This window comes from Gemmatimonadota bacterium (genome assembly GCA_009692115.1).
Taxonomy (GTDB): Bacteria; Gemmatimonadota; Gemmatimonadetes; order Gemmatimonadales; family GWC2-71-9; genus SHZU01.
Genome location: SHZU01000002.1, coordinates 58237 through 83838, shown reverse-complemented (window position 1 = coordinate 83838; position 25602 = coordinate 58237). Strand labels below are relative to the sequence as shown.

Below are 25602 nucleotides of genomic sequence, written 5' to 3'. Positions count from 1 at the left end.
AGAATCGTGAAGCGTGGCGGTCATCGCGTTAGGCCTCCGATCCGGGAACGACCTTGGCGAGGTAGGTCACGGCCGGTCGTACGTTGACTTCTTCGAGCACGTGATAGCCTCGGTGGTTCTTGGCCGCCAGGACGACCCGGCTGTCCGGATTCGTCATGTCGCCGAAGGTGATGGCGCCGGACGGGCACGCTTGCGCGCAAGCCGTGACCACATCGCCGTCGCGAAGTCCCCGATCCTCGAGCCGCGCCTGGTGCTGGGCGCCCCGGATCCGCTGGACGCAGAAGGTGCACTTCTCCATGACGCCCCGGGCCCGAACCGTGACATCGGGATTGAGCTGAAGGTTGAGCGGCTCGGGGAAAGCCTTCTTGGCGTAGGCGTACCAGTTGAAGTACCGCACTTTGTAGGGACAGTTATTGGCACAATAGCGGGTCCCGACGCAGCGGTTGTACACCTGGCCGTTGAGCCCGTCGGGCGTATGGTAGGCGGCGTACACCGGACAGACCGGCTCGCAGGGCGCATTGTCGCAATGCTGACAGAGCATCGGGATGACCCGAGCCGCGATCGGCTGGCCGTCTTCCCCGCCCTCGAAGTACCGTTCGATCCGCATCCAGCTGAGTTCGCGGCCCCGCAGCACCTCCTCCTCGCCGACGTACGGAATGTTGTTCTCCGCATAACACGCCGTGACGCAGGCCGAGCAGCCGGTGCACCGGCCGAGGTCGATGGCCATCCCCCACTGCGGCTCGGTCAGGGCGTAGGCGCCGAGCTTCCGCTTCTCGAGCTGCGATTCGCGGAAACCATCGATGGCTTTGACTTCGAGTTCGGTATTGATCTCGTGACTGGGGTGGCCGGCCGCCTCGTAGGCCTGCTTGACCGTCAAGCCCTTCACCGCCGCCGCGAGCGGCATCGCCTCGGTGATGCCGCGTCCCAACTCCCGGGGATTGCCTTCGGTCTTGGCCACTTTGCGGTAGTGGCCGGTCTTCTCGAGCTTGACCCTAGTCGAGAGATATGGCAGGAAGCCCTGGCCGTCGGCCGCGCCAATGGCGTCGAGCGCGTTGACCCCCCGCGCTTTCGCGAACCGGCCATTTTCGACGTGACCGAGTCCAAGGGGCATCGCGACGACGTCACGGCGGATGCCGGGATAGACGTAGACGGCGGCCTCGACCGATCCCGCCGGTGAGGTCAGCCGGACAAATTCGCCTTCCCGCACGTCCAGTTCGCGGGCGGTTTCGGGATGGAGTTCGACCCACGACTGCCAGGTGATCTTGGTAACCGGATCGGGATTCTCCAGCAACCAAGGTCGGTTGGCGCCCCGGCCATCGTGATACATGGAGCTCGGATACGGAGAGAAGATGAAGTCGCCCTCGCCATCAAAGGTCGGTTTGGCGCCCGACACATCTGCGGCGGTGGCCGCCAAACGGACCGGGGTGGCCGGAGCCGCCTCGAAGATGCCACCCTTGGCGAGGGCGTTGCGCCAGAAGGCCTCGAGATCGGTGGCGCCTCGGGCCCGACCAAGGTCGGCCCAGACGGTCTTGAGATGGGCCTCGTAGGTCGGCGCTGAGAAGCCGGCAAGGGCGCCGCCGACTTTCTTCGCGACTTGGAGCAACACATCCCCAGTGGCCGCGCCTTTAAAGACCGGTTCCATGACCGGCTGGAGCAATCCGCGGACGCCGGCGCGGGGCCGGGCGTCATCCCACCGTTCGAGCGAATGAAGGTTCGGGATCAGGAGGTCGGAAGCCGCCGCGGTGTCGTCAAAGAACAGCGAGGTGGAGACCGTGAGCTTGACCTTCTCGAAGGCCGCCCGGAACCCGCCTTGCTTCGGCACCGAGTAGAGGGGATTGGCTTCGTGCACGATGAGGACGTCGATCTCGCCGGCCGCCATGGACCGCTCGAGGTCGAGCAGGGCCCCGTAGCCGTCGCCGGTCCTTACCTCACCGCCAAACTTGACGGAACGCCCGACGTTCCCGGCGACATAGTTCAGGATATTGACCGCCGCGCAGAGGTCGGCGGCGCCCCGGTGTTGGAGCCCGACCCCTCCGGCCATCACGAGAGACGGACCGACCGACGCGAACTCATCGAACAACCGCTGGACTTGGACCGGGGCCAGGCCAGTGTCGGCCGCCACGCGGTCGAGGCCATACTCGGCCAGCATCGGCTTGAGGACGGCCGCGTCCTCCGGTACATCGGTGCGGGTGTTGACGACGGCGTTGGCGAGGCCTAACGCCAGCGACGTTTCCGATCCGGGAATCGGCGCGAGCCATTGATCCGCATTGATACCCGTCAACGACATCCGGGGGCCGACATAGACGAACTTGGCCATGCCCGATCCATCAAACCCGTGGGCGTCGGCAAAGCCCCGCTGGTTCTCAACCGGCGCGAGCCAGGTTTCCAGAAAGTCGGCGCCGAACGACAGGATGTACTTGGCTTGGCTGAAGTCATGAATCGGGAGCTCATCGGCGCCGAAGACTTTCCGGCTGGCCAGCCGGACCGGCTCATGTCCGAAGGCCTGATACCGAACCAGTTTGCCACCAACCGCCGCGACCCATTGGCCCAGCAAGTCATCGAAGGTTCCCGCCCCTGCCCCGCTGATCACGGCGACCCGACTTCCGGCGGCCTTGACCGATGCGGCCAGCTGGTCGATGGCCTCGTTCCAGAGGATCTCCGACAGCTTCCCGGCGGCATTCCGGCCCCGGGGGCCGGCCAGTCGATCGGGGTTGTAGAGCCCTTGAAGGGCGGCCTGGCCCCGACTGCAGAGCGTGCCGGCGTTGACCGGATGATCGGGGTTGCCCTCGAGCTTGATGGCCCGGGCCTCACGGGTTTTGACGTGCAGCCCGCATCCCGCCGCGCATTCGGTACAAGTACTGGCGTAGATCGTCGGCAGGCTCGGGACCTGATCCTGGGACTGGACCAAGTACGGAATCAGTTTCTCAACCTGATCGGTTGAACAGCCGGATAGCGCCGCGGTTCCCGCCCCGGTGATCCCGACCACCTTGAGGAAGCGACGACGATCGAGGGACTCGTGTGGTGCCGACATCAACTCTCCTTCAGGCGGCCTAGTAGTGACACGCCGTGCAATCGCGATTGACCTTGCGCTCCACATGACAGCTGATGCAGAAGCCCATGTTATTCACGTTGTTAACCTTGAATACCTGGGGCATCCGGGCCACGTCGCCGTGACAGGTGGCGCAGGCATTTGGCCCCATGGCCTTGACGTGCCGCATGTGGGGAAAATGGACATGCTTGGCGAGGGTGTGGATCCGGACCCATTCGATCGGCCGCTTCTGGCGCCAGCTGTCCCGGACCTTCTTGATCTCGACCCGATGGGTCGAGTCGGATCCGCCGATGGCCACATGGCAGCCCATGCAGGTCTGCAGCGTCGGGATGCCCGGTTCCGCCCCATCCGCCACCGAGTAGTGGCAATACTGGCACTGGATCTTGTACTGCCCGGCATGGATGTCGTGCCGAAAAAAGATCGGCTGTTTCGGGCCCTTGAGCTGGCCCGAATCAACAACCGTTAGGCGCGGCGCGACGACCGAGTCGGCGTCGGGTTTCTTCGCTTGTTGTTGTGCGGTCGAAGGCCGGGATGATCCGAGGGCCATGGCCCCGACGATCACCGCGACTCCAACCCCAGCAACCAGGAGCTTACGCATGCGTGGGCATCCGCCGATACGTGGGTGGCAAACCTATGTGAAACATTTCACGAAGTTGGGAAGGCCCCGCAAGTGCAAGCGCACCAAGGTACAAGGCCGCAGGTAAGATAAAAGTGAGAGGCCCCTACACAAGGAGGCCAACTACCCCTTAATTGGGAGTCGAGGGCTACGGATTCTCCGACGGAACCTCACCACCGGGAGCGGATCGCTTCCCCGCGGGTAGCCGGAGCCGCTCCGGGAGTTCCTGGAGCACGCCGGTCCGACTGAGGTAGTGAACGGTCTCCAGGGTCATGGCCCGGAGCAGCTTGGCTTCCCGTTCATCCAGATCAGCGCGAAAGACGATCTCCCGAATCGACCGGAGGACGTTCTCCCCGTTCCGACTCTTGAAGAAATCGACGGCCCAAAGGGCTCGCTCGCTGTCCTGGAACAGGCTGGCCAGATCCTCGGCCCGGGCCTTGACCGTGCGCCGCCGGGGGGACTTCCGAGACGGATCGGCGCCCTCGCGGGCGTTCCAGCACTCGTAGGCCATGATGGCGGCCGCCTGGGCCAGATTGAGCGACCGGTGGGCCGGATTCGTGGCGATCGTGGCCAAGGCATGGCAGCGATCGAGTTCGTCGTTCGTCAGGCCGCTGTCTTCCCGCCCAAACACCACCGCGACGGGCCCCTCGACCGATCGTTCGGTTACCTCGGCGGCCGCCGCGGGGGGACGGAGGAGCTGCCGTTTGGCGGCCCGTTCCCGCGCGGTCATCGCGACGACGAAGACACAATCGCCGATGGCCTCTTCGAGGGACTGACACATCCGGATCCGGTCGACGATATCGCCGGTGTTGTGGGCGATGCCTTCGATCCGATAGGGATCGAACACCCGCGGTTTGACCAAGCGGAGGTACTCGATCCCGAAGTTCTTCGCGATCCGGATGGCGCTCGCGATGTTGACGATGTCCTGGGGCTCGACCAAGACGAGAATGGGCGGGGCGGTCACCCTTCCCCCATGAAGTCGGTGGCGTGGCCCTTCACTTTGAGCGAGGCCAGGAGGCTCGAATTGTCGACGGCCTTGAGATAGGCCTCCCTGGGCTCCACCAGGTTCCGCTCGACGAGATCAAGCAAGGCGTCGTTCAGCGTCACCATGCCCTGCCGCCGGTCGGTCAGGTGGACGTCGACCGGTTCGGGCCGGGTACTCAGCCACTCACTCATCCGCGAACCTCGACCCCCGCCCGTTGTTCACACAGCTTGATTGGTTCGAGATAATCGGCCTCCGGGCCCAATTCCTTGAGGGCGAGCTCCGTATGGGCCCTGACCTGGGACAGAATCGGCGCCTCGAGCCCGACCTGCCGGACCAAATCAAGGGCGATCCCGACGTCCTTGTCGAGCAAGGCCAGGCGGAAGGTCTTGGGCCAGGTTCCCGGAAGGACCCGGGCCGGAATCAGCGACTCGCTGACGAATGACCGACCGCTCGAGGCATTGAGCACCTCGAGGCCGGCCCGGGCCGGCACCCCTGCCTTGACCATGGCCGTCAGCGCTTCGCCAAGGGAGAGGATATTGGCGGCGAGGAGGGCCTGATTGATGGCCTTGATGATGTCGCCCGTCCCAACCGGCCCCATGTGGACGATCAGTTTCCCGAAGGTTTCCAGAAACGGCTTAGCCCGCTCAAACACCTCGGCAGACCCGCCGACCATCACCGTGAGGATGCCGGCCTCGGCGCCGTTAGTGCCGCCACTGACCGGGCAATCGGCAAAGGCAATGCCCCGAGCCTCCAAGGCCGCCGCCAGGCGGCAGGACGTCGCCGAGTCGCCCGAGGTGCAGTCCAGGAACAGGGTACCCCTCCGGAGACTTGGAAGCACGGCGTCCGGGCCATGGAGCAACTGGTCTACATCGGCGGAGGTCGAGAGGCAGGTCATCACGACGGTGGCGTCGGCCACGGCCTCCGCGGCCGATGGGGCCACCCGGCACGACACGTCGGCGGCGAACGCCTCGGCCCGGGCCGCCGTGCGGTTCCAGACCGTGAGCGGGTAGCGGGCCGCCACCCGGGCCGCCATGGGCCGGCCGATGGCGCCGAGCCCGAGAAAGGCGATCTTTGGCAGAGATTCGTTCACCGGAGCCTCAGTCGCTGGAGCCGCGCCGGCCCAGCTCCTTGTCGAACATGTAGAGCCCCGAGGCGTTGTCGCCGATCATCCGGAGCGTGGCCACGATTTCAGAGGAGGTCTTCTCCTCTTCGACCTGTTCGGTGATGAACCACTGGAGAGTGGCCTGGGTGGCCCAGTCCTTGTCGGTGGCCGCGAGTTCGAACAGTTGGTTGATGCCGGCGGAGACCTTGGTCTCGTGGTCGCGGGCGTGTTCGAACACGGCGATCGGCGAGGGGAAATCCGGCGGCGGCCGGTCGATACCTTCCAGCGTGACCCGGCCACCGCGGTCCTCGACGAACTGGAACAGCTTCAAGGCGTGATTGGTTTCTTCCGAGGCTTGCATCCGCATCCAATTGGCAAACCCATTGAAGTTCTTTTCGGCGAAGTAGGCGGCCATCGAGAGGTAGAGGTAGGAGGCGCCGAACTCTTTAGCAATCTGCTCGTTCAGGGCCTTCTGCATGTGCACGGTGATTCGCATAACCATCCGGGTAGGAAGAGACCGAACAAATATACTGGGGGCCGCCGGACTCCTGTGGGTTGGACCGCTTCCGGGTCAGGCGGGCCGGCCTGACCGCATCGCGGCCGAACCGAGTGGTGATGGTGTCCATCGCACCGGCCACGGCGCGGTCGCGGTCGGTCTCGACCGTCTCGGGGCCCGCCCCGAGCAGGGTCAGTTGGGCGGTGGGCGCCGGCGCCTGGAGCCGAGTCAGCCCGATTCCGATCAGCCTCGCGGCCACCCGGCGGCGGGCGCGGAGCCCGGCGAGCAGTTGGCGGGCAATGGCCAACACGGCCCGATCGGTGTCGATCAGCTGCGCCAGTGTCCGACTGCTTTGGCGGGTCTTGAAGTCGTGGGCTCAACGCCGGGCACCGGCTTGCCACAAGAGGGGCAAAACGCCGCATCGCGCTGAAGGGGGACGGCGCAACCGGCGCACACTTTGTCGGGCATGGGACCTCGGTGCGCCAGGAAACCGCCGGAAAGATACCGACGGGAGCCGACGATTGTGGAGCTATTGCGATTGAGAGTAACGAGTTATAACTTGCTTGCCGACCAGCAAGTAGACTATGACAACGATCCCCGCCCCACCCCCAGACAAGGAACGGAACGCCTCTCGTTCGCGCGAGCTGATTCTCGACGCGGCGGAGCGGCTGTTTGCCGAGCGGGGCTACGCGGCCACCAGCCTGAACGACGTCGGCCGGGAAGCCGGGTTGTCGCGCGCCACGCCGGGCTACTTCTTCGGCTCCAAAGGCGAGTTGCACCACGCGGTACTGGAGCGGTGCTTCGAGGCGGTCCGACAGGCGGTCCGGGTGGGGCGGGACCGGGCCCTCGCCAGCGGAGAAACGCCCGAGGTGATCCTCGCCGGCGCCGTGTCGGACTATTTCGACTTCGTGGCCGCCCGGCCGACGTTCGTCCGGCTGATTCAGCGCGAGGCGTTAGGGGATGGCCGGACCCTCGATGGGTTGCCCTTGTCCTTGGTAACCGGCCAGGAAATGATCTCGGCGCTGACCCAGGAACTCGGTCTCGAGGAAGTCGAACCGGCGGAGGTCACCCACATGCTCTTCAGTCTGATCGCCCTCACCTGGTTCCCGCACCTTCAGGGCGAAACCCTCGGACGCGTCATTGGGCTCGACCCCACCGCGCCCGGGTTCTTTGCCCGCCGGAAGCAGCACGTGACCGAATTGTTGTCCGGCTGGCTGATGGCCCGCCGGAGTGCGACTCATGCCCGTTAGGCCCTTCCTCCAGGAACGCCCATCATGACCAGCGTCGCATCGAACCCCGTCGATTCCAAGAACGCGCCCCCGGCTTCCGGTCGCGCCGCCGAGCAGGCGGCCCGCGATCTTGCGGAGGCCGCCCGGGAAATCGAATGGAACCCAAGCTTCGTCAAGGAACTGTTCGAGGGGACACTCGACCTCCGGTTGATCCATCCCTACCCCGAGCCGAAGGCCGAGGACGTGGCCCAGGCCAAACCGTTCCTCGACGCCCTGGAGAAGTTCCTTCTGGAGCATGTCGACGGCGACGCCATCGACCGGGACGGCAAAGTGCCGCCGGAGGTGGTGTTGGGCCTCCAGCAGCTGGGCGCGTTCGGCATCAAGATCCCGACCGAGTATGGCGGCAAGGGGCTGAGCCAGTTGATGTATACCCGGGCCGTCGCGATGGCGGCGTCGGTCTGCGGCAACGTCACCGCTCTGCTTTCGGCCAGTCAATCGATCGGCGTCCCGGTACCACTCAAGCTGTTCGGCACGCCGGAGCAGAAGAAGAAATACTTCCCGCAATTGGCCAAGGGGGCAATCTCGGCGTTTGCGCTGACCGAGAACAACGCCGGGTCGGATCCCGCCGGGCTGTCGACGACGGCCACGCTCAGCGAGGACGGGAAGCACTGGATCCTCTCGGGCGAGAAGCTCTGGTGCACCAATGGGACCGTGGCCGATGTGATGGTGGTCATGGCGCGAACCGGCCCGAAGGCGATCACGGCGTTTATCGTCGAGGCGAACTGGCCCGGCATCGAAGTGGTGAATCGGCTCCACTTCATGGGGCTCCGGGCGCTCGAAAACGGCCTGCTCCGCTTCCACGATGTGAAGGTGCCGGTGGAGAACGTCTTGTGGGGCGAAGGCAAAGGGCTCAAACTCGCCTTGATTACGCTCAACACCGGCCGGTTGACGTTGCCGGCCAGTTGCGTCACCGGAGCCAAACGCCTGCTCGAGATTTCCCGGAAGTGGGCCGGGGAGCGGGTCCAGTGGGGCCAGCCGATCGGCAAGCACGACGCGATTGCGCAGAAGCTGGGCCGGATGGCCTCGGAGACCTTTGCGATGGATGCCGTGAGCGACCTCTGCTCGCTACTGTCCGACCGGCCCCAAACCGACATCCGCCTCGAAGCGGCGATTGCCAAGATGTGGAACTCCGAGACCGGTTGGCGAATCGTGGACGATACCCTGCAGATCAGGGGCGGCCGGGGCTATGAGACCGCTGATTCCTTGAAGAGCCGCGGTGAACGGCCCGACCCCGTTGAGCGGGCGCTCCGCGACTGGCGGATCAACCTGATCTTCGAGGGTTCGTCCGAGATCATGCGGTTGTTCATCGCCCGCGAAGCGGTCGACACCCACCTCAAGGTGGCCGGCAAGCTGATCGACCCCCGGTCGTCCGTCGGCGAGAAGCTCGGTTCGTTGCTCAAGGCCGGGCTCTTCTACGCCTGGTGGTATCCGAGCCAGTATTTCGGCTGGAGTCTCTGGCCGCGGTACTCGGAGTTCGGCGGGCTCGCGAAGCATCTCCGGTTCGTGAACCGGGCATCCCGTCGGCTGGCCCGGAACCTGTTCCACTCGATGATCCGGTTCGGCCCGCGGCTCGAGAAGAAGCAGGCCGTGCTGTTCCGGATGGTCGAGATCGGCGCCGAGCTCTTTGCGATCAGCGCGACGGTGTCCAAAGCCCAGATGATGCTGAAGAAGGATCCCTCGAATCGGGCGGCGGTTGAGCTAGCGGACCTCTTTTGCCGCCAGGCTTCTCGGCGGGTGGCGGTCAAGTTCGAGGAGATCTTCGGGAACGACGACGATCAGGCGTACCGGTTGGCGCAGGATGTCATCGCCAGAAAGCATGTGTGGATCGAGGAGGGCATTGCGGGGTGGGAGGGGTAAGGGCTCGGCACTCGGCGCTCGGCGGCGGGCGTTGGGGTTACGGGCGGCGGCGGATTTCGACTCGGAGTTCGACCCAGCCGTCGACTTGGTAGTACTCGACCCGGAGGCGGTGTTTGCCGGGCTTGATCTCCACTTGGTCGACGGCGGATTCGTGGGGTGACCAGTGGTCGATGGCGAGTTTGTTGTCGATCCAGACGCGGATTCCGTCGTCGCTGATGGTCACGAGCTGGTACTCGGAAGTCTTGGGGAGGTCGACCGTGCCTTCGGCGGCGACCAGGAACCGCTGGGCGGGAAACCCGGGGTGTTTTGGAGTAGACCACACGTAGTCGAGCAGTGAGTCCCGCCGGGTCGCGAGCGGCGACGTCTTGAATGCGGCCCGGTGCCGGTCGCCCTCCTTCCGCGGATCGGTCGTGCTGTCCCAGGCAAAGGCCTGGACCGTCCAATCGATCGGGGCGAGAAACCTTCGGAGCCGAAACCGGTAGGGGTCGCCTGCCCTCCCGACGGCACCGTCGGAACTCACCACCGCGTCACCCTGGTGCTCTAACTCGATATCGACGTCAACGACCGGACCGGCCGCCGGGGTGACCAGGAGCGTGTCACCCACTTTTCCCATGGTCCGGTTCACCACGGCTCCACGGGCCGCCACCAGGTGCCAGGCGCCGGCCGGCCCGATGATCCGGTAGGCCACCTGCCCCAGCACGACCGCGCTGTCGGCGTCCCGAACCGGCCAGGCTTTCGGGGCCCGTCCATCGTACGGCCCCCACTCATCGATCAAGATCCCGGCCCGGCCCCGCTCTGGGGCATCGAGTGAAAACGGATCCACGGCCTTGGCCAAGGGTGGCGGCGCCGCGGGATCGCGGGGGTTCGGGCGCCACGGGGCCAACGGCAACGCAGCCATCCCGCTCCGGCGGGCGTCACGGCGGAAGCCGGCGGTGTCGCCCTTGGTCCGGACGAGGGTGTCAACCCCAAAGTATTTATTGCGGAGCAGGACGGTCTTCTGAGTGTTCTCGAGGGCGAGGGCGACCTTGGTGCCGAGAAACCGATTGTCGTCGATCGTATAGGTGCGGCTCTTGGTGTCCCGACTCTTCGGGTAGCCCCAGTCGGATGGCTCGATCGGGTTCCACCAGAGGCGGATGGCGGTCTGGTCACCCTCGAAGTCGTTGGCCAGGATCTTGTTGTCCTGACCATGTTCAATCGCGATGCCGGTCACGTTGTTCTTGAACCGATTGTTCCGGATCTCCGATGCATAGCTGTAGCCGCCCCACATCCCGTACTGAGCCCCCTCCACGAGATTGCCGATGAACCGGTTCCGGCTGAAGGTGGCCTCGATCCCGTTAGTGGCGGCAAAGCTGAAATCATTGCCGAAGATCAGATTGTCGTTGGCCCCTCCCTGCCCGGTATCCATCGTTGATTGGCCAGCCCAGAGGAAAAGCCCGTCCCCCGAGTGGGTCATCGAGTTGTAGGCCACGACGTTCCGGGAGCTTTGTTCGTAGAGCAGGAGCGCCGCGGAGTCTTGGCCTCTCGCGTAGATCCCGTGGCGGTACCCGCGAATCGCATAGTCGACCCGATTGTGCATGATCCGGTTGTCCGTGGCGCGATAGAGACCGATGCCGAGCCCCGAGAGATAGGAGAAATTGTTGTTCCACACCTCAAGCTTGGATGAACGGACCAAGAGCAGGCCGTTCATGCTTTGGATCGCGACATTGCCGCGAATCTCGCCGCCTTGGACGTCGGCCAAATAGAATCCGGCGCCGAACCGGAGCCACTCGTCTTTCTCGTTGTGGTGAAACGAGAGCCAGTCGACCAGGCTCTCGTGACCGATCCCGCTCCAGAGCCGCGGCTTCCAGTTGTAGCTCACGTCATTGTCCAGCAACGAGAGCCCGACCACCCCGCGGGCCAGCACCCCGATCTTGTAGCCGCGGATGTTCGCGCCCCGAAGCGTGATATTCCGCCCGCCTTCGATCAGCACCCCGATCCCCTGGCCTCGGTCGGGATCGGCGGCGTAGGCCGACCCGATCAGCATCGAACCCGCGAAATTGACCTCGATCCCGTCGCCCTTGATCCGGATCACGGCCGAGTCCTCTGCCAGGGGCTGAAGCCGGTACGGGGCGGGGCGAATGACGACACTCTTGGTAATGACGAGACCCGGGGTCAAATCAATGGTGTCGGCCGGGGCCGGGGCCGCCAGCAACGCTGCGAAGATCAGAAGCATGCCGAGATGCTACTCCTGGATTGGGTTCCCGGCTACACCGGAGCGACTAGATTCCAGCAAACCGGAGGAATCATGGCGACAGCCGAAGGACGTACCGTCCCCTTTGTGGGCCCCGAACATATCGATGTGGCCAGGCTCGAGACCTTCGCCTACGAGGGCCCGGACCAAGACATCGTGACCGAAACCCGCGAATTCAGCGCCGTCTGTCCCTACAGCGGGCTCCCTGACTTCGCCACCCTCACGATCGCCTATACCCCGGGCGCCTGCTGCATCGAGCTCAAGAGTCTCAAATACTACGTGACCAGCTATCGGAACGTCGGGATCTTCCAGGAGCACGCCACCGCCCGGATTGCCGAAGACCTGTTCCGGGTCCTGGCTCCCAAACGCCTGACCGTCAAGACCCTCTACAACATTCGCGGCGGGTTCGAGACGACCTGCTCGGTGACCCTACCCCGCTAGCGCCGGGGGGCCGTCACGCGCGCCGAGGAGGGCGCGGCCGATGGTCCGGGCCAAGGGCCCCAGGGGTACCAGGGCGTCCAGGACCCGGGGAGCCGACCCCAGGTGATGGAGGGCCCAGAACACGGTCCCCAATAGCGCCTCCGGAGCGGCGGCGGGGCCGCCGGTTGGCATCGTTCGAACCCAGACCGGCGCTCGGCGAATCTCCCCAATCAAGTGTTCCGGTGCCTCGTTGGCGAGCAAGACATCGAGCACCTCCGGCACGAAATCCCGCTTGCCCTGAAGAAGCCGACTGGCCGCGACCCCAACCGCGACGGCCGAGTACCCTCCCACGGGGTGGGGGTCGAGCAGGCGGGCCAGGTGGTAGATCCCGGACACCAAATTTCGAGGCGTTTGAAACAGTCGGGCTGCCCCCGCCAGAGCGACCACGGCCGCCCCGAGGCCCGGCCCAAAAGCGGCCTCCGCCGGCGGAGCGCCGGTCCGGGCCAACTCGGCGAGCGACCGGGCCACGACCGGGCACTCGAACGGCCGGTCGAGGTTTTCCACCCACCGCGCGACCACCCGGCCAAGCTCGAAGTCGGGCCTCGAAAGCTCCTCAAGGAGCATCGATCCCAGAACCTGCTCGCCGGTCGCTAGGGCCGCGATCTCAGGCCCAAGGCCAAGCCCCAGACTGAGGCCGGCCAGCCGGTCGGAGGCGGTCAGGGTCATGGACCCAATCTACTCAAGGGCCCCACGGCCCGGCCGATACTTTCCGGGACTCGAAAGGCATCGCGACCTCGCTTACTTTCCAGTCGCGATCTCGACGCGCCGCGCTTCGAGAGCACCCCACCCTTGGAAAGAAGGTTCGCGGTGGCCAACAGCCTCACTATTACCGACAACCGGACCGGCAAGAGCTACGAGGTCCCGATCGCCGAGGGAACGATCAAGGCGGTGGACCTTCGCAACATCAAGACCGATGCCGATGACTTCGGGTTGATGACCTACGACCCCGCCTTCATGAACACGGCGGCGTGTCGGAGCGCGATCACCTACATCGACGGCGACAAAGGGATCCTCCGCTACCGAGGATACCCGATCGAACAGCTGGCCGAGCAGGCTACGTTCCTCGAGGTGGCCTATCTGCTGGCCGAGGGTGAGTTGCCGACACCGGCCCAGCTGGACAAATGGACCGAAGACATCCGGTACCACACCTACGTCCATACCAACATCATCAAGTTCCTCGAGGGCTTCCGCTACGACGCGCATCCGATGGGAATGATGGTCGGTGCGGTGGCCGCGATGTCCACGTTCTACCCCGACGCCAAGCACATCGACGACTCGGCCAACCGCTACGTCCAGCGGGTCCGCCTGATGGCCAAGATGCCGACGCTCGCGGCGTTCATCTTCCGGCATTCGCGGGGTCTGCCCTACGAGTTCCCCCGCAACGACCTCGACTACATCGGCAACTACGTCAACATGATGTTCTCGATCGGCGGGCAGCACCAGCCGAACAAGGTACTGCAGCGGGCGCTCGAGATTCTACTCATTCTCCATGCCGACCACGAGCAGAACTGCTCGACGAGCGCCGTCCGTTCGGTCGGGTCGTCGCACGTCGATCCGTATTCGGCGGTGTCAGCCGGGGTGGCCGCGCTCTACGGCCCGCTCCACGGCGGAGCGAACGAAGCCGTCCTGGAGATGCTCGACCAGATCGGCCACAAAAAGAACATTCCGGCGTTCATCGAGAGCGTCAAGAATGGCGAAGGCCGGCTGATGGGCTTCGGCCACCGGGTCTACAAATCCTACGATCCGCGGGCCAAGCTCATCAAGAAGACCGCCGACGATGTCTTTGCGGAGACCGGCCTCAACCCGAAACTCGAGATCGCGTTGGAGTTGGAACGGATTGCGCTCGAGGACGAGTATTTTATCAAGCGGAAGCTCTATCCGAACGTCGATTTCTACTCAGGGCTGATTTATCAAGCCATGGGGTACCCGACCGACTACTTCACCGTGTTGTTCGCCGTTGGGCGCCTGCCCGGGTGGCTCAGCCAGTGGGAAGAGATGTTGAAGGACAAGGATCAGAAGATTGCCCGGCCGCGCCAGATCTACACCGGTCCGGACGCCCGGGATTTCGTTCCGATCGGCCAGCGGAAATAATCCACATTGGCCAGGCCGTGACTTACGGCCTGGCCTTCGCCGCCTCGAGGCGTTCGAGGATTTGCCCGAGTTGTTTGATCTCCTCGCCATACCTTGCCCAGTCTCCGTCCCGCTGCGCCTGAATCGCATTGGTAAACCGCCGCCGGGCTTCCGCAATCAGGGCCGACGAGTCCGACGACTGTGTTGACTCTGCACCACGAGCTACGGCGGTGGTCGGGTCCGTTGGGCGGGCGGGAGATTCCGTCGAACCGCCAAAGAGCTCCGCCAGAGCCCCCTCCAGCGTCTCCTGCATGACCACCTGATTCTGATAGGCAACGACCACCCGCTTGAGCTCGGGGATCCGGCCCCCTTCCGCCTGGAGGTAGAGCGGCTGGACGTACAGCAGCGCCTTCTCGATCGGGATCACCAACAAGTCGCCTCGGATGACCTTGGAGCCGCGCTGGTCCCAGAGCGACACCTGGCGGGAAATCTCGGTATCCTGATTGATCCGGTTCTCAATCTGTTGGGGCCCGTAGACGAGACTCTGGCGCGAGAGCTGGTACACCCGAAGTTTACCGTAGACGTCGCCGTCGTTCCGGGCCACCATCCAGGCGGCCAGGTTGTCCTTCCCCCGGGGCGTGAACGGTACCATGTAGACGAACTCGGCCTTGGACTCCTCCGGCAAACGCATCACCATATGGCGCATGAACGGCACCGATCCACTGGTCTCGGCCACTACTGGAATTTGCCACTGATCCTCCCGGCGGTAGAAGTCCTCGGGCGCCTCCATATGGTAGGTCGAGTAGAGCGAGGTCTGAATCCGGAAGATCTCGTCGGGGTACCTGAGGTGGCTCCGGAGGTCGGCCGGCAACTGGTCGAGGGGGAGAAAGATTCCGGGAAAAATCTTGGCCCACGTCTGAATCAGCGGATCGGACGGCGCACTGACGTAGGCTTTGATCGACCCATCGTACGCGTCAATCACCACCTTGACCGCGTTCCGCATGTAGCTCGTGCCGTCGGTCAAACGCTGGGAGTACGGGTACCGGCTGGTGCTGGTGTAGGCATCGAGAATCCAGACCAGCGTCCCATCAGCGGCAATGACCAAATAGGGGTCCTGGTCGAACCGCAGGAACGGGAGCGCCAAGGAGGCCCGTTCCTTGATGTTCCGGTGAAAGAGCACCCGGCTCTGACTCGTGATGTCCTGCGAAAAGAGAATCTCCGAGCTGCCGAACCGGGCCGCCAGAGCCAGCCTCCGCAATAGGTTGCCGACCCGGATCCCTCCGGAACCGCTATACACCGAATAGACGTTGGCGTCACCGGCGGGGTGATCGAATTCTCGTTGTTTGGTCCCGACGAAGGCGTAGCCGCCCTCCATTTCGCCGTAGTAGATCTGGGGCCGGGTGACTTTCAGCGAGCCGGTCGAGGCGGGTGGCAGGTCCTTGATAAACAAGACCGGCAGGCCTTCAATGGTGACCTGATTGACCGGTGCAAGCGTCAGTCCCATGCCGTGGGTAAACGTCAGCCGCTCGTTGATGAAGGTCCGGGTCGGCAGCGACGCTGGATTGAGCTCCCGGGGCGAGAGGAGCACCTGCCGGTACTTGCCATCAATCCAATACCGGTCATCATCGACCGAGACGAAATCGTAGTAGGTCCGGATTTCCTGGAGCTGGCCGAAGGTTTGGAGCAGCGGATCGCGGTCCCACAGCCGGACGTTGTCGATCGTGGGCGCGTTGGCCCGGATGTCGGCCAGGCTGAGGCTGGCTTCGCCCTGGAGCTCCCGGACGTCCACGCTGTCGAGTCCCCACGCTCGCCGGGTCGCGTCGATATGATACCCGAGATAGGTGCTCTCCCGGGTCAACTCGGTTGGCGCGACCACGAGCTTTTGAATCGCGAGCGGAATCAGCCCTCGGCCAACGAACGCCACCGCGAGATAGCCGCCCAGGGCCACCAGGGCATAGCGCGGGAGTCGGCGGAGGGCCGCCCCCACCCCAACCAATCCAGCGCCGATCAGGGCCACGACCGCCGAGAGACGGATCGCCGGGAGCCGGGCATGTAAGTCGGTGTAGCTCGCGCCGATCAGGGGCCCCGTGTTCGAGAACACCAGACTCGGTGCGTCCACGAACCAGAGTTGGAGGGCCCAGATGACGAGCACGGCCGCGAGGACGACGCCGAGATGAATACCCGCGGAGGGTTCAATCCGAACAACCCGCGGCCGGAGAATGATGTCACCCCGGGTCCAATAGACCGGGAGAAGCACCAGGAGGCAGATCACGATCAGACTGGACGCGAGCGTGAGCCCCGCGGAGAGGGCCGGCAGGATAAAGACATAGAAGCCGATGTCGTGCGAAAACACCGGGTCGACCGCCCCAAAGGGCGTCCGATGAAGGGCGGCAAGCACCACTTGCCATGCCGGGGTGACCGCGAACCCGAACAGGAGGCCGACGCCGAGCGACACCGGCACCGTCAGCCGGCCCAGCAGCGTGGCGAGATTGACCACCGGCCCTTGGCCAATCGCGCCGACCGTCACAGGGTACGGAACCAGGCCTCGCTGGGCGATCCGGAGATTGAGGTAGACCACCCACGCACTGACGAGACCCACGGCCGTAAAGAGGGCCGCCGTCGTCGCCAGTTCGGTCGTGAAGACGACCTGGTACCCGGTTTCCTTGAACCACCACCAGTCGGTGAGCGCCCGGCTCCCGAGTGGAAAGACCACCACGATCGCCAGCAGAGTGGCGATCCCGAACATGAGGCCCAGCCGACGCGCAGACATCGAGAATCCTTGGGTCCGTTTACCGGACCGGCTCGGCGATCGGAATATCGCCTTCCAGGTAGGTGTACCCCTCGAGCCCGGCGACATAATCGGCGATGTAGGCGTTGGCCTCCGCGCGACTCAGGCTCTGGGCATTCGACACTTTGCGGCGGAAGTTGGCGAGGAGATCGCTCCCGCTAAACTGGACGTAGTTGAGGACTTCGGTCACGGTGTCGCCGTGAACCAGGTCGGTAATCTCATACCCGGTCTCGGTGGCCCGAATGTGCACGGCGTTGGTGTCGCCGAACAGATTGTGGAGGTCGCCCAGAATCTCTTGATAGGCGCCCGTCAGGAAGATCCCGAGAATGTAGGGTTCGCCCGGCCGATGGGGATGGAGCTCAAGGCACGGTTTGCCCTTCCGCCCGCCGGCGAACCGGTCGATGACCCCATCCGAATCACAGGTCGCATCCTGGAGGGTTCCCCGGCGGATCGGCTCCTCGTCGAGCCGATGGATCGGCATGATCGGGAAGAGTTGATCGATGGCCCAGTTGTCCGGGAGCGACTGGAAGATCGAGAAATTACAGAAGTACCGATCGACCAGCGCCGACTCGATATGATTGACGACCTCCGGGAACGCGGCCCGGTCGGATGCAATCAGCTTGGCGATGGCGTTGATGGTGCAGAGATAGAGCTCTTCGATATCGGCCAGCTCCCGGAGGGAGATGGCGTCGCTCGCGAACAGTTCCTGGACCCGTTCTTTAGCCGCGATCGCATCGTGGAAGGCTTCCTCGACCCGGTCAAGCGTCAGGGATTCGAGATTTTCGTGCAGCTCGACCAAAACCCGGTGGGGGGCTTCCCGGAGCGGCGGCACCTGCGGCTCGGTCTGCGCCTCGACATCGGTGACGTTGATCAGCAGCAAGGCATGATGGGCCGTCAGCGCCCGGCCCGACTCCGAAATGATATTCGGCATCGGCATGTTCTGCTCTTTGCAGATGGTGCCCAAACCGTAAATGATGTCATTGGCATACTCGCGGGGCGTGTAGTTCATGCTCGCCGCCCGGGTCGTTCGAGATCCCTCGTAGTCGACTCCGAGTCCGCCGCCGACATCGAGATGCGACAAGTCAAAACCCATTTCCCGGATCTCGGCGTAGAACCGCCCGATCTCTTCGAGGGCGGCCTTGATGTACCGAATGTCGGTAATTTGACTGCCCAGGTGGAAGTGCAGCATCTTGAGCATGTCCTGCTTGCCAAGCTCCTTCAGCCGTTCCAAGAGCCGGAGCAATTGCGGGGCACTCAGACCGAACTTTGACTTCTCCCCGCCGCTCTTGGCCCACCGTCCGGCGCCTTCGGTGGCGAGTTTGATCCGGACGCCGATCGTGGCCTCGACGCCGAGTTCGTCGGCCATCTTCAGCACCACATCAAGTTCATTGAGCTGCTCGAGCACAATGAACACCCGGTGGCCGAGTTTCTGCGCCATGAGAGCGAACCGAAGAAACTCCTCGTCCTTGTACCCGTTGCAGACGATCAAATGGTCCGCCCGGTCGGTGATCCCCATCACGGCCTGGAGTTCCGGCTTGCTCCCGCATTCGAGACCGAGCCCAAACGGCGCTCCGAACTGGACGATTTCCTCGATCACGTGGCGCTGTTGATTGACTTTGATCGGGTACACCGTGTTGTAGTGGCCGGTATAGCCGAACTCATCGATGGCCCGTTTGAACTCGTGCGCCAACAATTCGATGCGGGACCGGAGAATGTCGGAGAAACGGATCAGGAGGGGCAGCTGGACACCCTGGGCGTTGAGATCGAGGGCGAGCCGGTACAGGTCCAACGCCGGGCCATTTTTCGGGTCGGGATGAACGGCCACATGCCCCTCAGCGTTGACCCGAAAAAACCCCTGCCCCCACCCGGCCATGTTGTACAGCTTCTCGGCATCCTTGGCGGACCAGCCAGACGGAACACTCACGGCAACCCCTCGGCTACAGATCGAACGAATTGGGGCCTCAATCTACGAACGCGGGCGCCCGCATGCGAGTGGCGGCTGGCTATCTTCCAGACATGATCATCGAGCGCCGAACCGAAATCGACTCCCCGGCCGGGGAGGTCTTCGCGTGGCACGCGAGACCGGGGGCCTTTGAGCGGCTGGTCCCGCCCTGGGAGTCGGTCCGCCTCCGGGCCCCCCACCCAGGGCTCGTGGAGGGCAGCCGGGCCCTCCTTCGGCTCACCGTAGGCCCGGTGACCACCGACTGGGTAGCCCGGCACGAGCGGGTCGAGCCGGGCCGCGGGTTCGTCGACGTCCAGGAAAAGGGCCCCTTCGCCCGGTGGCGGCATGAGCACCGGTTCGAACCGCTCGACGCCGGCCGGTCGGCCTTGGTCGATCGAATCGACGTCGAGCTGCCCGGCGGACCGTTAGGCGAACTCGCCGAGCCCTTTGTCCGTGCCAAGCTCCGGCATACCCTGCGGTTTCGCCACGACGTCACCGCCGCGGACCTCGCCCTCCACCGAGGGTTCCAGAGTCAACCCCGGCTGACGGTTGCCGTAACCGGTGCCTCGGGACTCGTCGGCCGGGCGTTGGTGGCGTTGCTGACCACCGGCGGGCACCCCGTCGTTCGCTTGGTCCGGCGTCCGGCCGAAGCCGGGGAAATTTTCTGGGACCCCGACACCGGCCGGCTCGATCCGGCCGCGCTCGGCGGCGTCGACGCCGTGGTCCACCTGGCCGGCGAGAGTATCGCCGATGGTCGCTGGACCGAGGAGCGGAAACGCCGAATTCGGTCGAGCCGAATCGCGGGAACCACCACGTTGGCACGGGCCATCGCGGCCGCATCGCCCCGGCCTCGGGTTTTGATCTCGGCGTCGGCCGTTGGCTGGTACGGCAGCCGGGGTGACGAGATCCTCGGCGAAGGGGCGCCGGCCGGGACGGGATTCCTGGCGGACGTCGGTCAGGCCTGGGAACGAGCGACCACGGCGGCCCGCGAGGCGGGCGTCCGGGTGGTCCACGCCCGGTTCGGAATCATCTTGTCTCCCGCCGGCGGCGCCTTGGGTAAGATGCTGGTGCCGTTTTCCCTCGGGGCCGGCGCCACTCTCGGGACCGGCCGCCAATGGACCAGTTGGATCAGCCTCGAGGACTGCGTCGGAGCCTTGGTTCACTTGCTCCAGACGGACGTGACCGGGCCGGTCAACGTCGTCGCCCCCGAACCCGTGACCAACGCCGAATACACCAAGACCCTGGGCCGGGTCCTCCACCGCCCGGCGTGGTTCGGCGTCCCGGCGCCGGTGCTCCGCTTGCTGTTTGGCGAGCTGGCCGATGAGGGCTTATTGGCCAGCACCCGGGTTGCGCCGAGCCGGCTGATCGACTCCGGCTACCACTTCCGCCACACCACGCTGACGGCGGCGCTGGAACACGAGCTCGGCCGAGGCCCGGTATGACCAAGGCCGTCGTCCTCCTGAGCGGGGGCCTCGATTCCGCAACGGCCCTGGCGGTGGCCAAGGCGCTCGGGCTCGATCCGTACGCCCTGTCCTTCCGCTACGGACAGCGACACGCGGCCGAGATCGACGCCGCCATGGCCGTGGCGGCTCGTCAGGGCGTGATTGAGCACCGGATCGTCGATATCGACCTCCGAGCCTTCGGCGGCTCGGCCTTGACCGCCGACATCCCGGTGCCTGAAGGCCGGCCCGCCGGTGAGCCGGCCACGACCATCCCGATTACCTACGTCCCGGCCCGCAATACCATCTTCCTCGCCTATGCCTTGGCATGGGCCGAAGTCCTCGAGGCCACCGAAATCGTGATTGGCGTGAATGCGGTCGACTACAGTGGCTACCCGGACTGCCGCCCGGAGTACATCGCCGCCTTCCAGGCCATGGCCAACCTGGCCACCAAAGCGGCAACGGCCGGCGGCCGGAAGACGACGATCCACACACCCCTGATCTGGCTCTCGAAGGCGGATATCATCCGGCGCGGATTGGCCCTGGGCGTCGACTATGGGTTGACCCGAAGCTGCTACCAACTCGACGAGGCCGGCCGATCGTGCGGACGGTGCGATTCGTGTCTGATCCGCCTCCAAGGGTTCGCCGAGGTCGGGATGGTGGATCCGGGCTCAGCACTCGGCGCTCGGCACTCGGCACTCGGCACTCGGGGAGCATAGGCTCGCATGTACGGGGTGAAGGAGATCTACTATACCCTTCAGGGCGAGGGGGCGCATACTGGGCGGGCGGCGGTGTTTTGCCGGTTTGCGGGGTGCAACTTGTGGAGCGGGCGAGAGGCCGACCGGGAGCGGGCCATTTGCCAGTTCTGCGACACCGACTTCTTTGGCACCGATGGGGAGGGCGGCGGCCGGTTCCCGACCGCGGAGGAACTGGCCGATGCGGTCTTGGCGGCGTGGCCGGCGGGAGCCGTCGGCGGCACGAAGTACGTCGTCTGTACCGGCGGAGAGCCGCTCCTTCAACTCGATGGGCCGCTGATCGAGGCCCTGCACCGCCGGTCATTTGAAATCGGGATCGAGACCAATGGCACCATCCCGGTGCCTGCCGGCGTCGACTGGGTCTGCGTGAGTCCCAAGGCCAACGCGACCTTGGTCGTGCACGACGGAAACGAACTGAAGCTCGTGTATCCCCAGCCAGCCCTGATGCCCGAGCAGGTGGCCGGTCTTCACTTCAGCCACCGGTTCCTCCAGCCCATGGACGGGCCGGCGCGGGCCCTAAACACCGAGCGCGCCATCGAATACTGTCTCCAGCATCCAGAGTGGCGTCTCTCGCTCCAAACGCATAAGTTGACCGGGCTCAAGTAACCTCCGGCAAATCCGTGTACTCCGACCGCATTCACCACGCCTTCGCCTTCGCGGCGAAACACTTTCCCGAACGGGTGTCCCGCTACGACGGGCAGTCCTGCCTGATTCGGACCTCCAGCGTGGCCGTGGTCTTGGCGCGATACGGCGCCGACGAATCCACGATCGTCGCGGGCATTCTCAAGCAACTCGTCGACGCCTCGCCCTATGCCGACCAGGCCACGTTGGCGCGAAGCATCATGGGGAAATTCGGCCCGGTCGTGGCGTTTGCGGTCGGCGAAGCCGCCGAACCTCGGTTCGACGTCATGGGGCGGGAACGGACCTGGAAGGCCAACCGGATGGAGCACCTCACCCGGATCATGGACGCCTCCGAAATCGCGGTGGATCTCTGCGTGGCCGAGGAACTCCACCGGGTCGGATCGGCGCTCACAGCCGTTCGGAGGCTCGGCGTTGAATATCTCGAGGGAGTCGGTACCCCGGCCCCCGATGACACGGTGTGGTGGCTCAACAGTCTGCTCGGGGCCCTCCAAGGGCACCCGTCTTGGCGGCGGACCCTGATGTTGAGCGAGCTCGATCGTTTGGTGACCGAGCTCGCCCTCCGGGTCAGCGAGGCCGACTAGCGACTAGCGCTCCGGCTTCTTCTTTTCGCCGCCGGGGGACTTCTCGCTCTTCTCCTTCTTCTCGCTCGGTGCCGCCTCTTTTCCGGGAGCCTTCGCTGGGCCGGCGGCCCGGGCGGCGATCAACGCCTCCGTGGCCAGTTGGCCGTAGCCCGAAGCGAAGAAGGTATTGACGTGGACCACCGCGTCGTTGAGGGTCCGGAAGGGATAGCTGTCGGTAATCTCCGGCAGCTTGTCAGCCACCTTCTGATCGGTGATCGTCTGCCCCGCCGAGACATAGCGATGAGCGGGAATCGTAGCGCCGACGACTTTTGCCCCCGGCTCGATCACGGCGCCCTCGCCGACCCAGGCCTTGAAGACCATGGCCTGCATTCCAACGAACACGTTGTCATCGACCCGGGCCGGACCGTACACCAACGCTCGGTGCGCCGGCGAGACTCGCTTCCCGATATAGACCGCGTCCTCCCGGCCCCCGACGTTGTAGGTCCGCCCCGGAACTTCTTTGCCATCCTGGACGGTTTCGAGGGCGTGGACGACGGCCCCATCCTGCACGTTGGCCCCGTCGCCGATGAAGATCGGCTGACCTTCGTCCCCGCGGACCGAGGCGAAGGGGGCCAAGTAGGCATTCTTCCCGATCCGGGCATGCCCGACCACGCTGGCCAGCGGATCGACGAACGCCGTCGGATCCAGCACGGGATTCTCGAGGTCATCGTTGAAATCGGTCTCGACGTTCGGACGGCCCTTCGCGAACCCGCGCATCGGCATCGCTTGGGCCAGCGCCGACCGGAGGCTATCGACCGCTCGTTCCAGTTGCGAGAAATCTTCGCCGGTCCGCTTGACCTCCCGCCCCGTCATGACAACCACCCCAACTAACAATGCTCCACTGAACGACGCGGCCCCCGTGGCCACCAGCTTCATCGCGAATATCCGGCTCTCCTTGGCATAGAGTCTGCTTCCTGTCGCTCCGAATAGTATCGACCGCGGTTTCGGAACCTAAAGCCCACCAGCCACTTGAGCACTTTGTGATGAACGGTGGCCACTCTATGTTTGGATCATGGCTATCGAGCAACCTGTCACTTTGCGGATTGATGGGCTGACCGGCGCGTTTGCGCCGGCCGGCCGGCCGGCGCGGTCGGAGGGCGAGTTGTTCGAGCGCTGCCGGCGAGTCGTGGCTGAACGCCTCAATTCGGATCACACCTGGTTCTCGATCACGGCCACGGGCCGGGCGGTTCAGCGATTCGGGCCCAGCACCCCGATCCCGAACCAGGTCGAGGTCTCCCGGCACACCACCGGTTCAGTCGAGGTGGTCATCGATGCCGCGCTCTATACGGCCAAACGGAACGGTGGGGCGATGGTGGTCACCGCTGGCGAGGACTGATGGCGCTCGACCCGGTTGCCCTGTTCGGTGAGACCGAACGACGGCTCGGACATCGCTATCGGCTGGAACGGCTCGTCGCCGCCGGACCGGAGCGGGTCCTCTTCGTTGGCCGCGACACTCTTCTCAACCGCCGGGTCAGCGTCCGGGTCAATTTTTCCGGCAACGACCAACTCCGGACCTGGTTCATCCGCGAAGCGGAGGCGTTAGGCCAACTCGACCACCCCGCCATCCGTCATGTGTACGATGTCGGGATCGTCGATGACATGGCCTTCCGGATCGGCAACTGGATCGAAGCCGAGGGATTGAGCCAGGCCAACGTCCGGGGGCCCCGGCCGATCCCCCAGGTGCACATCCTGGCGCGCGATCTCCTCCGCGCCATCGAACACGCCCACGCCAACGGCATCGTGGTCCGCCGCGTCGTCCCGACTTCGTTGCTCGTCAACAACGTCGGACGGGGGACCATCACCGATCTTCGGTTCTGCAGCTACACCCTGCCCCATATCCCAGCCGGCGAGATCCCGACCGGGCGGGTCTATATGGCGCCGGAAGTCCGCGACGGGTCGATGGGCGACGCGATCGCCGACGTCTACGCGACGGGAGCGGTCCTTTATTTTGCCATAACCGGCGTTGAGCCGACGGAAGATCCAGCAGAACTGATCCCGCCCTCCAAGATTCGGTCCGCCTGCTCCAAGGCCCTCGAACGGGTCATTCTCCGGGCGCTCCAGCCGGCCCCGGAAGCCCGGTTCTTGAGCGCCTCGGAAATGCTCGAGGATTTTGCCTCGGACGCGGGTGCCTATACAACCCTCTCGACGTTGGATGCCCGGCTTCCGCCGACCAGCGAAGAGGGCCCCCGAGCCTGGGAGAAACGGCTTCGTCGGGCGTTCGGCGACGACTACGAGCTCCTCGCCGAAATCGGCGCCGGCGGTTTCGGCCGGGTCTATCGGGTCCGCGACCTCCAGCTCGAGCGGATGGTGGCCCTCAAGGTCCTCCATCAGACCATGATCCAAGACCCGGAGAGCGTCGAACGATTTCGTCGCGAAGCCCAATTGGCTGCCCGAGTTACCCATCCGAATATCGTGAGCATCTACGACATCGGGGGACGCTCCGGAGTCTCGTGGTACACGATGGAACTGGTCGAGGGCTCCAACTTAGCGCAGCTGGTCGAAAAGGAAGGCCGCCTTCCACTCGACCGAGTCACGTGGATGCTGCGGGAGGCCCTCGGCGCCCTGGCCCACGCCCATTCGAGCGGCCTGGTCCATCGCGACATCAAGCCGGAAAACATCCTGATCCCGAAAACCGGCGGACTCAAGGTCACCGATTTCGGCTTGGCCTTGGCGCTCCGCGGCCAGGGTAAGTTCGGCGGCGCCTCGAGCCGGAGCGGCACCCCCCAGTTCGCGAGTCCCGAGCAGCTGCTCGGCGACAGGATCGACATCCGGACCGATCTCTACAGCTTGGCCGCAGTGGCCTACTTTGCGCTCCTCGGATATCCGCCCTTTGCCGGCAGCCGGCCCGAGGTGGTCCTGGCCAAGCAGACCACAAACCAGCTGCCTGACCTCATGGGCGAGCGGCCCGAAGTCGGCGCGGAGGTGGCCCAGGTGCTTCGCCAGGCGCTCCAGGCGGACCGGAACGCCCGCTATCCGACCGCGTCGGAGTTTCTCCAGGCGCTGAACCGGGGCGCCCGCCGGGACCTCCGGGCCAAGGCCACCCCCGGCTGGCTCAAGGTCATCCGACGGTGGCTCGGGCCGCCCCGGAACCCGCCGCCATCTTGACACCTGCAGGATTGCGCGTCACATTCTGGCGGCGTTTGAAATGTGGGCATCGTGCGTCCTACTCAATCATTCGAGTAACTGATTTGACCGGCTGACCCTGTGGGGTGGTCGACCCCGGTCCTTTGTTTCCTGGCGCG

General features: G+C 64.9%; 20 protein-coding genes and 1 pseudogene. 10 read left to right on the top strand and 11 right to left on the bottom strand.

The annotated features are described in order from the left end of the window. Positions 1-28: 28 nt before the first annotated feature. The 6 genes from EXR94_02835 to EXR94_02810 all read right to left on the bottom strand — a co-directional run bounded on the left by EXR94_02835 (position 29) and on the right by EXR94_02810 (position 6248). Positions 29-3097 (bottom strand): 4Fe-4S dicluster domain-containing protein, encoded by a 3069-nt coding sequence (locus tag EXR94_02835; protein MSR01665.1) that lies wholly within the window; start codon positions 3095-3097, stop codon positions 29-31. Then, positions 3051-3647, bottom strand: coding sequence for a hypothetical protein (locus EXR94_02830; protein MSR01664.1), 597 nt, complete (start codon positions 3645-3647; stop codon positions 3051-3053). Before EXR94_02830 ends, EXR94_02835 begins: the two co-directional genes overlap by 47 nt. Before the next feature lie 166 nt (positions 3648-3813). Continuing rightward, entirely contained in the window at positions 3814-4629 is an 816-nt protein-coding gene (locus tag EXR94_02825; protein MSR01663.1) for a TrmJ/YjtD family RNA methyltransferase, read from the bottom strand. Next, positions 4626-4841 (bottom strand): hypothetical protein, encoded by a 216-nt coding sequence (locus EXR94_02820; GenBank protein ID MSR01662.1) that lies wholly within the window; start codon positions 4839-4841, stop codon positions 4626-4628. The genes EXR94_02825 and EXR94_02820 overlap by 4 nt, the downstream gene beginning before the upstream one ends. Further along, a complete protein-coding gene (locus EXR94_02815) occupies positions 4838-5728 on the bottom strand; it encodes an NAD(P)-dependent oxidoreductase (GenBank protein MSR01661.1) in 891 nt (296 codons plus the stop codon). Before EXR94_02815 ends, EXR94_02820 begins: the two co-directional genes overlap by 4 nt. A gap of 19 nt (positions 5729-5747) precedes the next feature. Next, positions 5748-6248 carry a ferritin gene (locus EXR94_02810; GenBank protein MSR01660.1) on the bottom strand — a complete coding sequence of 167 codons (501 nt, stop codon included), beginning with the start codon at positions 6246-6248 and terminating at the stop codon, positions 5748-5750. Positions 6249-6832: 584 nt separating this feature from the next. Between EXR94_02810 and EXR94_02805 the strand changes: the two genes are divergently transcribed. Both EXR94_02805 and EXR94_02800 read left to right on the top strand, forming a co-directional pair. Then, positions 6833-7498, top strand: coding sequence for a TetR/AcrR family transcriptional regulator (locus EXR94_02805; protein ID MSR01659.1), 666 nt, complete (start codon positions 6833-6835; stop codon positions 7496-7498). Positions 7499-7522: 24 nt separating this feature from the next. Further along, positions 7523-9394: an acyl-CoA dehydrogenase gene (locus EXR94_02800; protein MSR01658.1), complete on the top strand. Its 1872-nt coding sequence runs from the start codon at positions 7523-7525 to the stop codon at positions 9392-9394. Between the two features lie 37 nt (positions 9395-9431). On the opposite strand, the gene EXR94_02795 is transcribed toward EXR94_02800, so the two are convergent. Further along, the gene (locus EXR94_02795) at positions 9432-11606 is read right to left on the bottom strand and encodes a hypothetical protein (GenBank protein ID MSR01657.1); all 2175 of its coding nucleotides are present in this window, start codon (positions 11604-11606) and stop codon (positions 9432-9434) included. A 72-nt stretch (positions 11607-11678) separates the two neighbouring features. Between EXR94_02795 and queF the strand changes: the two genes are divergently transcribed. Further along, positions 11679-12065, top strand: a complete 387-nt coding sequence (gene queF, locus EXR94_02790; protein MSR01656.1) for an NADPH-dependent 7-cyano-7-deazaguanine reductase QueF — start codon at positions 11679-11681, stop codon at positions 12063-12065. On the opposite strand, the gene EXR94_02785 is transcribed toward queF, so the two are convergent. Continuing rightward, a complete protein-coding gene (locus EXR94_02785) occupies positions 12054-12770 on the bottom strand; it encodes a hypothetical protein (protein MSR01655.1) in 717 nt (238 codons plus the stop codon). The two genes, queF and EXR94_02785, sit on opposite strands and share 12 nt — an antisense overlap. A gap of 141 nt (positions 12771-12911) precedes the next feature. Here EXR94_02785 and EXR94_02780 point away from each other — a divergent pair, with 141 nt between their 5' ends. Then, positions 12912-14195: a citrate synthase gene (locus EXR94_02780; GenBank protein ID MSR01654.1), complete on the top strand. Its 1284-nt coding sequence runs from the start codon at positions 12912-12914 to the stop codon at positions 14193-14195. 22 nt (positions 14196-14217) lie between these two features. Here the strand turns inward: EXR94_02780 and EXR94_02775 are convergent, their stop codons facing one another. Both EXR94_02775 and speA read right to left on the bottom strand, forming a co-directional pair. After that, positions 14218-17031, bottom strand: a complete 2814-nt coding sequence (locus EXR94_02775) for a UPF0182 family protein (GenBank protein MSR01653.1) — start codon at positions 17029-17031, stop codon at positions 14218-14220. Further along, a complete protein-coding gene (gene speA / locus EXR94_02770; protein ID MSR01652.1) occupies positions 16964-18835 on the bottom strand; it encodes a biosynthetic arginine decarboxylase in 1872 nt (623 codons plus the stop codon). Before speA ends, EXR94_02775 begins: the two co-directional genes overlap by 68 nt. Positions 18836-18948: 113 nt before the next feature. Here speA and EXR94_02765 point away from each other — a divergent pair, with 113 nt between their 5' ends. Genes EXR94_02765 through EXR94_02750 form a run of 4 tightly spaced genes read left to right on the top strand, consistent with a single transcriptional unit; the run spans position 18949 to position 22321 of the window. Beyond that, positions 18949-20346 carry a TIGR01777 family protein gene (locus EXR94_02765; GenBank protein MSR01651.1) on the top strand — a complete coding sequence of 466 codons (1398 nt, stop codon included), beginning with the start codon at positions 18949-18951 and terminating at the stop codon, positions 20344-20346. Continuing rightward, positions 20343-21062, top strand: coding sequence for a 7-cyano-7-deazaguanine synthase QueC (gene queC, locus EXR94_02760; GenBank protein ID MSR01650.1), 720 nt, complete (start codon positions 20343-20345; stop codon positions 21060-21062). Before EXR94_02765 ends, queC begins: the two co-directional genes overlap by 4 nt. 6 nt (positions 21063-21068) lie before the next feature. Beyond that, entirely contained in the window at positions 21069-21704 is a 636-nt protein-coding gene (queE, locus tag EXR94_02755) for a 7-carboxy-7-deazaguanine synthase (GenBank protein MSR01649.1), read from the top strand. 14 nt (positions 21705-21718) lie between these two features. Continuing rightward, positions 21719-22321 carry an HD domain-containing protein gene (locus EXR94_02750; GenBank protein ID MSR01648.1) on the top strand — a complete coding sequence of 201 codons (603 nt, stop codon included), beginning with the start codon at positions 21719-21721 and terminating at the stop codon, positions 22319-22321. 144 nt (positions 22322-22465) lie between these two features. Here EXR94_02750 and EXR94_02745 read toward each other — a convergent pair. Then, positions 22466-23077: pseudogene (locus EXR94_02745) on the bottom strand (carbonic anhydrase). A 295-nt stretch (positions 23078-23372) separates the two neighbouring features. On the opposite strand from EXR94_02745, the gene EXR94_02740 reads away from it, so the two are divergent. Both EXR94_02740 and EXR94_02735 read left to right on the top strand, forming a co-directional pair. Further along, a complete protein-coding gene (locus EXR94_02740) occupies positions 23373-23696 on the top strand; it encodes a hypothetical protein (GenBank protein MSR01647.1) in 324 nt (107 codons plus the stop codon). Then, positions 23696-25465: a serine/threonine protein kinase gene (locus EXR94_02735; GenBank protein MSR01646.1), complete on the top strand. Its 1770-nt coding sequence runs from the start codon at positions 23696-23698 to the stop codon at positions 25463-25465. Before EXR94_02740 ends, EXR94_02735 begins: the two co-directional genes overlap by 1 nt. The last annotated feature ends 137 nt before the right edge of the window (positions 25466-25602 follow it).

Coding starts and splice junctions, on each gene's coding strand:
- EXR94_02785 (MSR01655.1), bottom strand. CDS start 12,770: ATGACCCTGACCGCCTCCGACCGGCTGGCCGGCCTCAGTCTGGGGCTT.
- queF (MSR01656.1), top strand. CDS start 11,679: ATGGCGACAGCCGAAGGACGTACCGTCCCCTTTGTGGGCCCCGAACAT.
- EXR94_02795 (MSR01657.1), bottom strand. CDS start 11,606: ATGCTTCTGATCTTCGCAGCGTTGCTGGCGGCCCCGGCCCCGGCCGAC.
- EXR94_02740 (MSR01647.1), top strand. CDS start 23,373: ATGGCTATCGAGCAACCTGTCACTTTGCGGATTGATGGGCTGACCGGC.
- EXR94_02765 (MSR01651.1), top strand. CDS start 18,949: ATGCGAGTGGCGGCTGGCTATCTTCCAGACATGATCATCGAGCGCCGA.
- EXR94_02835 (MSR01665.1), bottom strand. CDS start 3,097: ATGTGGAGCGCAAGGTCAATCGCGATTGCACGGCGTGTCACTACTAGG.
- EXR94_02805 (MSR01659.1), top strand. CDS start 6,833: ATGACAACGATCCCCGCCCCACCCCCAGACAAGGAACGGAACGCCTCT.
- EXR94_02775 (MSR01653.1), bottom strand. CDS start 17,031: ATGTCGCCGGGCTCGAGGGGTACACCTACCTGGAAGGCGATATTCCGA.
- EXR94_02830 (MSR01664.1), bottom strand. CDS start 3,647: ATGCGTAAGCTCCTGGTTGCTGGGGTTGGAGTCGCGGTGATCGTCGGG.
- speA (MSR01652.1), bottom strand. CDS start 18,835: ATGGCCGGGTGGGGGCAGGGGTTTTTTCGGGTCAACGCTGAGGGGCAT.
- EXR94_02810 (MSR01660.1), bottom strand. CDS start 6,248: ATGCGAATCACCGTGCACATGCAGAAGGCCCTGAACGAGCAGATTGCT.
- queC (MSR01650.1), top strand. CDS start 20,343: ATGACCAAGGCCGTCGTCCTCCTGAGCGGGGGCCTCGATTCCGCAACG.
- queE (MSR01649.1), top strand. CDS start 21,069: ATGTACGGGGTGAAGGAGATCTACTATACCCTTCAGGGCGAGGGGGCG.
- EXR94_02735 (MSR01646.1), top strand. CDS start 23,696: ATGGCGCTCGACCCGGTTGCCCTGTTCGGTGAGACCGAACGACGGCTC.
- EXR94_02800 (MSR01658.1), top strand. CDS start 7,523: ATGACCAGCGTCGCATCGAACCCCGTCGATTCCAAGAACGCGCCCCCG.
- EXR94_02820 (MSR01662.1), bottom strand. CDS start 4,841: ATGAGTGAGTGGCTGAGTACCCGGCCCGAACCGGTCGACGTCCACCTG.